Below are 12,674 nucleotides of genomic sequence, written 5' to 3' on the forward strand. Positions count from 1 at the left end.
CTTCTGAGCCCACCCCGGTGACCGCCCCGCGACCGGATCCGGACTCCCCGACAGCCGCCCACCAGGTGCCGACGTGGGCGCACCCGGCGCCCGCTCCGACTCCCGCTCCGACGCCCGTGACCGAGGCGTTCGCGGTGCCGGCCGCCCGCGCGCAGACGGCCCGGTCCGCCTGGGCCTCCACACCTGCCGCACCCTCGTTCCAGCAGCGCACCGCGGCCTCCTTCACCCAGACGATCCCCGCGCACCAGGTCCGCTCCGCGGCACCGGCGGCACCGGTCGCGACCATCGAGTGGCCCGCCCCGCCCGAGGCATGGGCCGGCGCACCGGCAGTCGCGACCCCCGACCCCGCACCGGCACCGCCCGCCGCTGCCGAGGCGGTCGATGACGTCCCCGAGCTCGCCGGAGTCCCGCACGGCACCGTCAGCCGCCGCACCCGCCGACCCACGAGGACCGCGGCCCGGCTCAGCGTGCTGGGCGTGCTCGCGGGCATCACCGTCGTGATCCCGGTGAGCCAGGGCGTCGTGACCGGCCCGTCGGCGTTCGGCTCCGACGCGCTCGCCGACTCCACCCTGCCGACCACCGTCTCGGCGCTGGCCGGATCGTCGCTCTCCGCACTGCCCCCGTCGTCCCTGGTGTCCGCGGACGGCGCCCTGCAGGCTCGCGGCCTGGCCGCCGCCAGTCGAACGGAGGAGCGGTCCGCGCTCCCCGGGTGCGACGGCTCGCTGCGGCCGGCCGGCCAGAACGGGCTGCTCAAGGTCGCCGACCTGTGCACGCTCTGGGACAACCACACGCAGCTGCGCGCCGACGCGGCCGTCTCGCTCGCCGAGTTCAACCAGGCCTTCGCCGCGCGGTTCGGCGGCGACCTCTGCCTCAGCTCCGGCTACCGGACGCTCGCGGCGCAGCGGGCCGTCAAGGCGCAGAAGGGCGGCCTCGCGGCGGCCCCCGGCAAGAGCAACCACGGCTGGGGCCTCGCCGTGGACCTCTGCCAGGACCAGACGTCCGGCGTGAAGTGGCGCTGGATCACCGAGAACGGCCCGACCTACGGCTGGGAGAACCCCGCCTGGGCGCAGCCGGGCGGCAGCGGCCCCTTCGAGAAGTGGCACTGGGAGTTCACCAAGGGCGTCCAGCAGGACGGCGAGTACTACGACGGCTGAGGCCGCCCCTCGGTCCTCAGAGCAGCGCTAGACCCCAGGTGATCGTGTGGCTGGCGCCGGGCGCCAGGTGCACCAGGTCGTCGCCCGTGCGGAACGCGTCGGCGATGCACGTCATCGGCTCGGCAGCGACGCCCCGCCGCTCGATGTGCGCCACGGTGTCGCCCGTGCACACCTGCCACGCCTGGGTCGCACCGCCCGCCCAGAGCGCGACGGTGCGTCCGTCCGGGCAGCCGAGGCGGATCCAGGACAACCCCGCCGCGTCGCGCAGGACGTCGATCCAGGCGTCGTCCAGGTCGAGCCCCTTGAGCGAGCGCGGCTCCCTCAGGTCGTAGTCCCCGTCCACCCGCTCTGCCCCTGTCGGGAGCAGTCGCTCGTCGACCGTCACGTGCCGGGACGCGTCCACCCGGAGCGTGCAGTCGTCGACCTCGGCGCCGCCGGGGGACAACCACGGGTGGAACCCGATGCCGTACGGCGCCGTCGTCGTGCCCAGGTTGGTGCCCTCCGCCCGCACGTGCAGGCCGGCCTCGGTGAGCGTGTACGTGAGCCGCACGCGCACCGGCCAGGGGTATCCGTGGGTGGGGACGACGACGTGCTCGAGGGTGACCGAGGTGGCGTCGGCGTCGGTCGTCTCGAACGTGGTGTGCGCGACGAGACCGTGCAGCGCCGYCTGCCGCGCGTGCTCGGTCAGCGGAACCTCGTACGTGTGACCCTCGTAGCCGAAGACACCGTCGCGCAGCCGGTTCGGCCACGGTGCGAGGACCGCACCCGAGAAGGCCGGGGGGATCTCGGCCTCGTCGAACGGCAGGACGACGTCCCTGCCGTCGACGGAGTACGAGCGGATGCTGGCACCGACGGCCGTGATGACGGCGCGCTGGCCGCCGAGCTCGAGGACGTGCTGGCGGCCGGTCGGCAGGGGTGCGGTGAGGGTCGTGGACACGCTCACACGCTAGCGGGCCGGACCCAGGACCCGKGGGAACGAGGTCATGTGTCCGGCCCGGCGGTCAGGCGTCGGTGTCGTCATCCCGCATGCGGGACAGGACGACGAGGGTCGTTCCGCCGACCAGCGCGACGGCCCCCAGCACGAGCGCGGTGCGGGTCGAGAACCCGGTCGACGCGAGCCGGACGTGCGGCGCCGCCAGGACCTCGCTCGTGAACGGGGGATCCGTGGCGAGGAGCTCCGCGAAGGTCGTCGGGTGTGGAGTGACYGGTGTGGCGGGGTTCACCGGGGTCGCGGGGTCCACGGGTTCGACGGGCTCGACCGGTGTCACCGGCTCACCGGGCACTGTCGGGTCCACGGGCTCCACGGGTTCCACGGGTTCCACGGGTTCCACGGGCTCGATGGGGTCGATGGGGTCGATGGGGTCGACCGGCTCGACCGGCTCGACCGGCTCGACCGGCTCGACCGGCTCTGTCGCCACCGGGTCGACCGGGTCGGTGCAGACCGGCGCCTGGCCGCCCTCACCGAAGTGCTCGTTGACGCCGCTGATCTGCACCCAGGTGACGCAGTGCCCGTCGGGGAACGCAGCCGCGAACGACGGGTGGTCGGCCCAGGCGTAGTAGTCCTTGCCGACGTACGCCGCACGGGGCCAGACCCCGTTGTGCGGCACGGACTGGTGCACGTTGAAGGTCCGCTGGCCGGAGCCGTCGAGCGCGGTCACGCGGTAGTTGAGGTGGCCGTTCGCCTCGAACGTGGTGCCCGCGGGGAGTGTCACGCCCTCGGCGGTGACCGTGTAGGGGGTCGGGCTGTCGGAGCCGCCGGCGTGTGCAGCCGTCGGGAGGAGGACGAGTGCCGCCGTCAGGGCAGCGGCACCGAGGGTGCGGGGGTGCATGGAGCTCCTTTCGGGCGCGCAACGGCGCCTCGAGGTGTGCGGAACGGGTGATGATGACGACGGCGGGAACCGGCGGGCCTCAGCTGGGGGCCCGGGTGGTGGAGTGGGACGGGTCGTCGACCGCGTCCGCTCTCTCCCTGCTCGCGTTATGACAATTGTCGCGTATCCGGTTGCCTCGGGCATGGGCCCGAGGTCCCACGCGGGTCCTTCGTGCGGGTGAACGGCGTCCTGTCTGTGGACAGCGTGGTGTGCGGCCCCGGCGTCGTCCCCTAGGGTTCCGGCCAGTGCAACCGGACATGACGGATGAACCGGACACCCATGACGCGAGGAGGGGACACCGGTGGACGGTGTGGCGATCCTCGAGACCGAGGTGCGCGAGCTCATCCGGCGGCGAGGGCTCGACCCGGTGCGGGACCGGCCGGGGGTCGTCGCGCTGGTCTCGGACGCCATCGCCGACTACGACGAGCGCTCGGTCGTCGGCGCCGTCCCGCCGCTCGTGGACGCGGTCGCGGCGCACAAGTCGGTGGTCGACGCGGTCGCCGGGCTCGGTCCGCTGCAGAAGTACCTCGACGACCCGGACGTCGAGGAGATATGGATCAACTCCCCGACGCAGGTGTTCGTCGCGCGGCGCGGGGAGGCCGAGCTGACCACGACCATCCTCACGGACGGCCAGGTCCGCGACCTCGTCGAGAAGATGCTCAAGGTCTCCGGGCGACGGCTGGACCTGTCCAGCCCGTTCGTCGACGCGAGCCTGCCGGGCGGGGAGCGGCTGCACGCGGTGATCCCGGACGTCACGCGGCGGCACTGGTCGGTGAACATCCGCAAGTACGTGGTCCGCGCGACGACGCTCGACGACCTCGTCGGCCTCGGCACCCTGACCCCGCACGCGGCGGCGTTCCTGCAGGCGTCCGTCCGGGCCGGGCTGAACGTGCTGGTGTCGGGAGGCACGCAGGCCGGCAAGACCACGATGCTCAACGCGCTCGCGGGCGCCATCCCTGCGCGCGAGCGGGTCATCACGTGCGAGGAGGTCTTCGAGCTGCGGCTCGTCGCGCGCGACTGGGTGGCCATGCAGTGCCGCCAGCCCAGCCTCGAGGGGACGGGGGAGATCCCGCTGCGGCGGCTGGTCAAGGAGGCGCTGCGGATGCGCCCCAACCGGCTGCTCGTCGGTGAGGTGCGGGAGGCGGAGGCGCTCGACCTGCTGATCGCGCTGAACGCGGGCGTGCCGGCCATGTGCACCATCCACGCGAACTCGGCGCGCGAGGCGCTGACCAAGCTCTGCACCCTGCCGCTGCTGGCGGGGGAGAACGTGTCCGATCGGTTCGTGGTGCCCACGGTCGCGTCCGCGGTGGATCTCGTGGTGCACCTGGACCTCGACGGCAGCGGGCGGCGGCTGGTGCGGGAGATCGTCGCGGTGCCGGGCCGCGTCGAGCAGGGGATCGTCGAGACCGCCGACATCTTCCACGCGCGCGACGGGCACCTGGCGCGGGCGGACGGCTACCCGCCGCACCCCGAGCGGTTCGCCCGGACGGGGACCGACCTGTCGGCGCTCCTGCGAGGTCGGGCCTGATGGGGGTCGTGGTCGGACTCCTGCTCGGGGCCGGGGTCGCGTGCATCTGGTGGTCGTTCTGGGCGGAGCCTCGGCGCCCCAGGTCGGCGCGCAGGGTCGGCTGGCACGCCCGCACGCAGGACACCCTCGTCCAGGCGGGAGTCACCGGCGTGACACCGCACGGGCTGCTGCTGACCAGCGTCCTGCTCGGGCTCGTCGTCCTGCTCGTCGGGACGGCGCTCACGCGGATCCCGTCGATCGCGCTCTGCTTCGCGGTGTTCGCGGCCATGGCTCCCTGGGCGGTCGTCCGCTCGCGCGCGCGTCGGCGGCGAGCCCGGCTCCGGCAGCTCTGGCCCGAGGTGGTCGACCACCTGGGCTCAGGCATCCGCGCGGGGCTGGCGCTGCCCGAGGCGGTCGCCCAGATCGGGGAGCGCGGTCCGGTCGAGCTGCGCGAGGCGTTCACCGCGTTCGCCGAGGACTACCGGGCGACGGGTCGATTCGGGGAGTGCCTCGACCTGCTCAAGGCCCGCCTCGCCGACCCGGTCGCCGACCGGATCATCGAGGCGCTGCGGCTGACCCGCGACGTCGGCGGCACGGACCTCGGTCGGCTGCTCCGCACCCTGGCATCGTTCCTGCGCGAGGACGTGCGGACGCGCGGTGAGCTCGAGGCGCGGCAGAGCTGGACCGTGTACGCGGCACGCCTCGCGGTCGCGGCTCCGTGGATCGTCCTCGCGCTCCTGGCCACCCGACCGGAGGCCGCGAGCGCCTACGACACCCCGGCCGGCTTCGCGGTCCTCGTCGTCGGCGGCGCGTGCACCGTGGTCGCGTACCTGGTCATGCTGCGCATCGCGCGGCTCCCCGACGACCCGCGGGTGCTGCGATGACCCCGATCGTCACGGGCGCGCTCATCGGGTTGCTCGGGGGACTCGGCCTGGTGATCGTCTGGCTCCGGCTGCGCGCCCGCCGCATCACGCTGGACCAGCGGCTCGCGCCCTACCTGCGACCGCAGCCCACGTCCTCGGGGCTGCTCCGGGCGCCCACCGTCCGGGGTCCGTTCGCCACGGTCGAGCGGCTCGTCGCCCCGGTGATGGCCGACGCCGTCCGGCTCGTCACCCGTCTGGGCTCGCCCACGTCGGAGCTGCGCCGCCGCCTGTCGCGCGCAGGCCGGCCGGAGACCGTGGAGCAGTTCCGTGCCGGGCAGGTGGTCTGGGGGGTCCTGGGCCTCGCCGGTGGCCTGGCGCTCGCGCTCCTCCTGGCGGCGACGCGGGGTGCGGGTGTCGTCGCGCTGGTCGTGCTGGTCGCGCTCTGCGGGCTGGTCGGCGTGCTCGCGCGCGACTGGGCGTYGACGCGGGAGCTGCAGGCGCGCGAGTCCCGGATGCTCACGGAGCTGCCGACGATCGCGGAGCTGCTCGCCCTCGCGGTCGGCGCCGGGGAGGGCGCGGTCGGCGCCCTGGAGCGGGTGGTGCGGAGCACGCACGGCGAGCTCTCGGCCGAGCTGGCCCGCACCCTCGCGGACGCGCGAGCGGGCGCACCACTGACCGTCGCGCTCGACAACCTGGCAGACCGGACCGGGCTCACCGCGCTCGCCCGCTTCGCGGAGGGCGTCGCCGTGGCGGTGGAGCGGGGCACGCCGCTGGCGGACGTGCTCCGGGCGCAGGCGCAGGACGTCCGGGAGGAGGGGCGCCGGACGCTGATGGAGACCGGTGGGCGCAAGGAGGTGCTGATGATGGTCCCGGTGGTCTTCCTGATCCTCCCGGTGACCGTCGTCTTCGCCGTCTTCCCCTCGACGGTGGTCCTGCGGGTCGGTCTGTGACCCGCGGGGGAACGTGGCACGGCGCCCGAGCGGCGTCCGACGAAGGGAGAACCGATGACGAGCGGCACCGAGAGCACGGACGACCGGCCGCCCTCGCGCACCGGCGCGCTGCTGTGGGGCTCGTTGGTGTGGGGCGCGACCGCGTGGGGCCGGGTCCAGAGGCGCGTCGCGGCCGGGGGCGCCGAGCGGGGCGACGTCCCGGGCTGGGTGCTGGTCACGCTCATGACGGCCGGGCTGGTGACCGCACTGTGGATCATCGCCGGGGACGCCCTGGGGCGGGTGTTCGAGGACGCCATCAACAGCGTCAAGGCGCCCTGACGTCGGACGCCGGATCCGCGATCGTCGACTTCGCGCTCGTCGGCGGGCTCGTGACGGTCCTGTTCGTCGCGGTGCTCCAGCTGACCATCGTGCTGCACGTGCGGAACACGCTGGTCGACTCGGCCTCCGAGGGTGCTCGCTACGGTGCGCTGGCGGGCCACGACCCCGGCGACGCGGCCGAGCGTTCGCGGGTCCTGATCGCGCAGTCGCTGTCGTCGGCGTACGCCCAGGGCGTGAGCGCGACGCGGACCACGCTGGACGGGCTCGAGGTCGTCGAGGTCCGGGTCGAGGCGCCGCTCCCTCTCGTCGGGCTCGTCGGCCCTGCCGGATCCCTCACGGTCCACGGCCRCGCCCTGGTCGAGGTGCCGTGAACGACGAGGGCAGCTCGGTCGTCGAGTTCCTCGGGCTCTCGCTCGTCCTGCTGGTGCCGCTGGTCTACCTGGTGCTCGTGCTGGGCCGCATCGAGGCCGCGACGTTCGCCGCGGAGGGTGCCGCGCGCGAGGCGGCGCGCACGTACGTCGTCGCCGACCGTGCCGACGAGGGCGCCGAGCGCGCGGTCGCCGCGGTGGGGATCGCCCTGCGGGACCAGGGCTTCGACGACGACCCGGCCGAGGCCCTCACGCTCACCTGCTCGACGACGCCGTGCCTGGCGCCCGGCAGCGATGTCGCGGCCCGGATCGACGTGCGGGTGCCGCTGCCCTTCGTGCCGGGGTTCGTGCGCGACGTCGTCCCGCTCGAGGTGCCGGTGAGCGCCGAGCGGGTCGCGCCGGTGGACACGTACCGGGCGACGCGATGAGGGTCGGACCCGAGGACGACCGCGGCCAGGTGATGATCCTCACGCTCGGGTTCGTGGTGGTCGCCCTGCTGCTCATCACGGTCGTGGTGTCCGCCGCGGGCGTGCACCTGGAGCGCAAACGGCTGCTCGCGCTCGCGGACGTGCTCGCGCTCGAGGCGGCCGACGCGGTCGGCGACGACCAGTACTTCGCGCCGGACGCCGGCCAGGGGGACCCGGCGACGGAGGGGGTGCCGCTGACCGACGCGTCGGTGCGCGCCGCCGTCGACCGCTACCTGCGCGACAACCCGGACGCGGCTGCTGCGTGGGACGAGTTCGCCGTGCTCTCCGCGTCGACGACCGACGGCCGTTCGGCGCACGTGCAGCTCGGTGCGGTCGCCCGGCCGGTGCTGGTCAGCTGGGTGCTCGCGCCGTGGTCCGACGGGATCGCGCTCGAGGCGGAGTCGGTCGCGCGCGGCTCGTGACGGGTGCCCTCCGGGGGAGGAGCGGGGAGCGCGGACCCGGTAGCCTGGACGGTTGTGGCCACCACCGACTTCCCCACCGCAATCCGTGATCTGCGCACCACCCTGGGCACCATCCAGGCGGTGAGCGACCCGACCGCGCTCGAGGCCAAGGTGGCGCAGCTGTCGGAGCAGGCGTCGGCCCCCGACCTGTGGGACGACCCGGACGCCGCGCAGAAGATCACCAGCGCGCTCTCGGCGACGCAGGCGGAGCTGGACCGGATGAGCAAGCTCGACGGGCGGATCGACGACCTCGAGACGCTGGTCGAGATGGCCGCCGAGGAGGACGACGAGGACACGCTCGCCGAGGCCGAGGCCGACCTGCTGAAGATCAAGAAGGACCTGGGCGAGCTCGAGGTCCGCACGCTGCTGGCGGGGGAGTACGACCAGCGCGAGGCCGTGGTGACCATCCGCGCGGGTGCCGGTGGCGTCGACGCCGCGGACTTCGCGGAGATGCTCCTGCGCATGTACCTGCGCTGGGCCGAGCGGCACGGCTACCCGACCACCGTGCTCGACACGTCCTACGCGGAGGAGGCCGGCCTGAAGTCGGCGACGTTCGAGGTCAAGGTGCCGTACGCGTTCGGCAACCTGTCCGTCGAGGCCGGCACCCACCGGCTGGTCCGCATCTCGCCGTTCGACAACCAGGGCCGGCGCCAGACGAGCTTCGCGGCCGTCGAGGTGATCCCGCTCATCGAGTCGAACGACTCGATCGACATCCCCGAGTCGGAGATCAAGGTCGACGTCTTCCGCTCGTCGGGCCCGGGCGGCCAGTCGGTCAACACCACCGACTCGGCGGTCCGCATGACGCACATCCCGACCGGCATCGTCGTGTCGATGCAGAACGAGAAGTCGCAGATCCAGAACCGCGCCGCGGCGCTCCGGGTCCTGCAGTCCCGCCTCCTCCTGGTCCGCAAGGCAGAGGAGGACGCGAAGAAGAAGGCCCTCGCGGGCGACGTGAAGGCGAGCTGGGGAGACCAGATGCGCTCCTACGTCCTGCAGCCGTACCAGATGGTCAAGGACCTGCGCACCGAGCACGAGGTGGGCAACCCCGCGGCGGTCTTCGACGGCGACATCGACGACTTCATCGAGGCCGGCATCCGCTGGCGCCGGTCCCTCGACAACGCCTCTGCCTGATTCGCCTGTCTTCGGAGGCCGAAGTTATAGGTCCTAGGTCCTCCGGAAAACGCTCTCAAACCCCCGCAGGACACGGGTTGGTAACGGCACTTGCGCTTTCCTAGTCTTCAGGTCTTGAATTCAACCGACATGACCGGCCATCGGACCGGCAGGACCAGAGACGGTCCCGCTCGGGCCGCCGGGGCACAGATGCCCCGGCGCCGCAGGCCGGACGGTGCAACGAGAGAGCGGACAACGATGTCATTTGCATGGAAGAAGGTGGCCGTCGGCATCGCCACGGCTGGCCTGGTGATCGGCCTCTCCGCCTGCAGCCAGGAGCGGGACGCAGCTGACGAGCCCACGGGCAGCGCAGCGGCCGAGGACACCCTGATCGGCATCGCGATGCCGACCAAGAGCCTCGAGCGGTGGAACCGTGACGGTGCGCACCTCGAGGAGCTCCTCAAGGAGGCGGGCTACGAGACGACGCTGCAGTACGCCGACAACAAGGTGGACCAGCAGATCACCCAGCTCGAGAACATGATCAACCAGGGCGCGAAGGTCCTCGTGATCGCCTCGATCGACGGCACGGCGCTCGCGCCGGTCCTCGAGCAGGCCGCGACGAACGACGTTAAGGTCATCGCGTACGACCGCCTCATCAACGACACCCCGAACGTGGACTACTACGCCACGTTCGACAACGAGAAGGTCGGCACGCTCCAGGGCGAGTTCATCGTCGACGCTCTCGACCTCGAGAACGCCGCGGGCCCGTTCAACCTCGAGCCCTTCGCCGGCTCGCCGGACGACAACAACGCGAAGTTCTTCTTCTCCGGTGCGTGGGACATCCTCCTGCCCTACGTGGAGTCCGGGAAGCTCGTCGTCCCGTCGGGCAAGGCGCCCGCGAGCAACGACGACTGGGCCAGCATCGGCATCCAGGGCTGGGGCTCCGACACCGCCCAGGCCGAGATGGAGAACCGCCTGAACTCGTTCTACGGCGGCGGCCAGAAGGTCAACGTCGTCCTGTCGCCCAACGACTCGCTCGCGCTGGGCATCGCCCAGGCGCTCGAGGGCGCGGGCTACGCCCCGGGTCCGGACTACCCGGTGCTGACCGGGCAGGACGCCGACCAGGCGAACGTGCTCAACATGCTGGCTGGCAAGCAGTCCATGTCGGTCTGGAAGGACACCCGCGCGCTGGGTGACCAGGTCGCCAAGATGATCCAGCAGATCGTCGACGGCGACACGGTCGACGTCAACGACGAGGAGACCTACGACAACGGCAACAAGGTCGTCCCGACGTACCTCCTGGACCCGCAGGTCGTCACGCCGGACACCGTCGAGTCGGTGCTCGTCGAGTCCGGCTTCTACGAGGCCTCCGACCTGGGTCTCTGACCCACTCGGAGAGTGCTGCTGACCGCCGGTCCGTGCGAACACCTGCACGGGCCGGCGCTCGGCGGCCCGCCTGACGACACACCTGTGAGGAAGCATGAGCACTGACCACATCCTCGAGATGCGGGACATCACGAAGCGGTTCCCCGGAGTCATCGCGCTGCAGGACGTGAACCTGTCGGTCCGCGCCGGCGAGATCCACGCGATCTGCGGCGAGAACGGCGCTGGAAAGTCCACCCTCATGAAGATCCTGTCGGGCGTCTACCCGCACGGGACCTACGAGGGGGAGATCGTCCTGAGCGGCGAGCCCGTCGAGTTCCGCGGCATCCGCGACTCGGAGCGCCACGGCGTCGTCATCATCCATCAGGAGCTCGCGCTGAGCCCGTTCCTGTCGATCGCCGAGAACATCTTCCTCGGCAACGAGCAGGCGGAGCGGGGCGTCGTCGACTGGAACAAGACCAACTCGGAGGCCGCCAAGCTCCTCGCCCGCGTGGGCCTGGACGAGCGTCCCGACACCAAGATCGTGGACATCGGCGTCGGCAAGCAGCAGCTCGTGGAGATCGCGAAGGCGCTCTCCAAGGAGGTCAAGCTGCTCATCCTCGACGAGCCCACCGCGGCGCTGAACGACGAGGACAGCGCTCACCTGCTCGGCCTGATCCGGAGCCTCAAGGAGCACGGGATCACGTCGATCATCATCAGCCACAAGCTCAACGAGATCGAGGCGGTCGCCGACACCACGACGATCATCCGCGACGGCAAGACCATCGAGACCCTCGAGATGCACGGGGACGACGCGGTCACCGAGGAGCGGATCATCCGTGGGATGGTCGGCCGTTCGCTCGACAACCGGTTCCCCGACCACGTCTCCACGATCGGTGAGGAGGTGCTCCGGATCGAGGAATGGACGGTGCACCACCCGATCGACCAGGCGCGCAAGGTGGTCGACAACGCGTCGATCGACGTGCGCCGCGGGGAGATCGTCGGCATCGCCGGCCTCATGGGCGCGGGCCGCACGGAGCTCGCGATGAGCCTGTTCGGGCGCAGCTACGGTGCACGGATCTCCGGCCGGGCCTTCAAGGACGGCAAGCAGGTGGAGCTGCGCAACGTGGGTGCGGCCATCAGGCACGGCATCGCGTACGCGACGGAGGACCGCAAGCGGTTCGGCCTCAACCTCATCGACACCATCCAGCACAACGTCTCGGCGTCCGCGCTGGGCAAGCTCGCACGCTGGGGTGTCGTCGACCGGACCGCCGAGGAGAAGGTCGCCGAGCAGTACCGACGCGACCTCAACATCAAGACGCCGACGGTCTCCGCCCTCGTGGGCAAGCTGTCCGGCGGCAACCAGCAGAAGGTCGTGCTGAGCAAGTGGATCTACGCCGATCCCGACGTGCTCATCCTCGACGAGCCCACCCGAGGTATCGACGTGGGCGCCAAGTACGAGNNCGCCAAGTACGAGATCTACACGATCATCAACCGGCTCGCGGACGAGGGGAAGGGCGTCATCGTCATCTCCTCTGAGCTGCCCGAGCTGATCGGCATCTGCGACCGCATCTACGCCCTCAGCCAGGGCCGTGTGACGGGCGAGGTCGCCCGCGCCGATGCCACGCAGGAGCGCCTCATGCAGTACATGACCATGGAGAAGGACGTGACCCCCCGATGACTACCGACCTCAACCCCGCCCCTGCAGCGCCTCCGGGAGCTCAGGCCCGCGTGCCGCTCGGACAGCGGATGGCCGGCCTCGGCGGCAACGCGCGCCAGTACGGCATCTTCGGCGCGCTCGTCGTGATCGTGCTGCTCTTCCAGGTGCTGACCGACGGCAAGCTGCTGCTCGCCAACAACGTCGCGGCGCTGTTCCAGCAGAACGCCTACGTGATGATCCTGGCCATCGGCATGGTCATGGTCATCGTCGCCGGGCACATCGACCTGTCGGTCGGCTCCGTGGTCGCGTTCGTCGGTGGCATCGTCGCCGTGAGCATGCGAGACATGGGGCTGCCCTGGCTGGTCGCCGTCCTGCTCGGGCTCGCGGTCGGCGGTGTCGTCGGCGCGTGGCAGGGGTACTGGGTCGCGTACGTCGGGATCCCGGCGTTCATCGTGACGCTGGCCGGCATGCTCATCTTCCGCGGGCTCGCGCTCGTCATCGTCGGTGAGACCGTCGCCGGCCTGCCGTCGCAGTTCATCGCGATCTCGAAGGGGTCGCTGCCGAACTTCTTGGGCTATGCCAACAA

General features: G+C 71.8%; 14 protein-coding genes. 12 read left to right on the forward strand and 2 right to left on the reverse strand.

What is annotated here, in order from left to right:
- Positions 1–1,154 (forward strand): M15 family metallopeptidase (locus AC1DUQ_RS11235; protein WP_477073805.1); only part of this gene is annotated, 1,154 nt, incomplete at its 5' end.
- A gap of 16 nt (positions 1,155–1,170) precedes the next feature.
- Here AC1DUQ_RS11235 and AC1DUQ_RS11240 read toward each other — a convergent pair.
- Together AC1DUQ_RS11240 and AC1DUQ_RS11245 are read right to left on the reverse strand one after the other, a co-directional pair.
- Positions 1,171–2,091 carry an aldose 1-epimerase family protein gene (locus tag AC1DUQ_RS11240; RefSeq protein WP_477073806.1) on the reverse strand — a complete coding sequence of 307 codons (921 nt, stop codon included), beginning with the start codon at positions 2,089–2,091 and terminating at the stop codon, positions 1,171–1,173.
- A 64-nt stretch (positions 2,092–2,155) separates the two neighbouring features.
- Positions 2,156–2,983 carry a hypothetical protein gene (locus AC1DUQ_RS11245; RefSeq protein WP_477073807.1) on the reverse strand — a complete coding sequence of 276 codons (828 nt, stop codon included), beginning with the start codon at positions 2,981–2,983 and terminating at the stop codon, positions 2,156–2,158.
- A gap of 340 nt (positions 2,984–3,323) precedes the next feature.
- Between AC1DUQ_RS11245 and AC1DUQ_RS11250 the strand changes: the two genes are divergently transcribed.
- From AC1DUQ_RS11250 to AC1DUQ_RS11300, 11 genes are all read left to right on the forward strand, one after another.
- The gene (locus AC1DUQ_RS11250; protein ID WP_477060541.1) at positions 3,324–4,550 is read left to right on the forward strand and encodes a CpaF family protein; all 1,227 of its coding nucleotides are present in this window, start codon (positions 3,324–3,326) and stop codon (positions 4,548–4,550) included.
- Positions 4,550–5,413 carry a type II secretion system F family protein gene (locus tag AC1DUQ_RS11255; RefSeq protein ID WP_477060542.1) on the forward strand — a complete coding sequence of 288 codons (864 nt, stop codon included), beginning with the start codon at positions 4,550–4,552 and terminating at the stop codon, positions 5,411–5,413. The genes AC1DUQ_RS11250 and AC1DUQ_RS11255 overlap by 1 nt, the downstream gene beginning before the upstream one ends.
- Entirely contained in the window at positions 5,410–6,342 is a 933-nt protein-coding gene (locus AC1DUQ_RS11260) for a type II secretion system F family protein (protein WP_477073808.1), read from the forward strand. The genes AC1DUQ_RS11255 and AC1DUQ_RS11260 overlap by 4 nt, the downstream gene beginning before the upstream one ends.
- A gap of 123 nt (positions 6,343–6,465) precedes the next feature.
- Positions 6,466–6,660, forward strand: a complete 195-nt coding sequence (locus AC1DUQ_RS11265; protein WP_477060820.1) for a hypothetical protein — start codon at positions 6,466–6,468, stop codon at positions 6,658–6,660.
- Positions 6,661–6,680: 20 nt separating this feature from the next.
- The gene (locus tag AC1DUQ_RS11270; protein ID WP_477073811.1) at positions 6,681–7,031 is read left to right on the forward strand and encodes a TadE family protein; all 351 of its coding nucleotides are present in this window, start codon (positions 6,681–6,683) and stop codon (positions 7,029–7,031) included.
- A complete protein-coding gene (locus tag AC1DUQ_RS11275) occupies positions 7,028–7,456 on the forward strand; it encodes a pilus assembly protein (RefSeq protein ID WP_477060544.1) in 429 nt (142 codons plus the stop codon). Before AC1DUQ_RS11270 ends, AC1DUQ_RS11275 begins: the two co-directional genes overlap by 4 nt.
- Positions 7,453–7,917 (forward strand): pilus assembly protein TadG-related protein, encoded by a 465-nt coding sequence (locus AC1DUQ_RS11280; protein WP_477060545.1) that lies wholly within the window; start codon positions 7,453–7,455, stop codon positions 7,915–7,917. Before AC1DUQ_RS11275 ends, AC1DUQ_RS11280 begins: the two co-directional genes overlap by 4 nt.
- Positions 7,918–7,971: 54 nt before the next feature.
- Entirely contained in the window at positions 7,972–9,087 is a 1,116-nt protein-coding gene (gene prfB / locus AC1DUQ_RS11285; RefSeq protein WP_477060546.1) for a peptide chain release factor 2, read from the forward strand.
- Positions 9,088–9,324: 237 nt separating this feature from the next.
- The gene (chvE, locus tag AC1DUQ_RS11290; RefSeq protein WP_477060547.1) at positions 9,325–10,452 is read left to right on the forward strand and encodes a multiple monosaccharide ABC transporter substrate-binding protein; all 1,128 of its coding nucleotides are present in this window, start codon (positions 9,325–9,327) and stop codon (positions 10,450–10,452) included.
- A 94-nt stretch (positions 10,453–10,546) separates the two neighbouring features.
- Positions 10,547–12,109, forward strand: a complete 1,563-nt coding sequence (gene mmsA, locus AC1DUQ_RS11295) for a multiple monosaccharide ABC transporter ATP-binding protein (RefSeq protein WP_477073809.1) — start codon at positions 10,547–10,549, stop codon at positions 12,107–12,109.
- A partial coding sequence (locus tag AC1DUQ_RS11300) for an ABC transporter permease subunit (protein ID WP_477073810.1) occupies positions 12,106–12,674 on the forward strand: 569 nt, incomplete at its 3' end. The genes mmsA and AC1DUQ_RS11300, both read left to right, overlap by 4 nt.

Source organism: Cellulomonas sp. P4_B5_2, assembly GCF_056402235.1.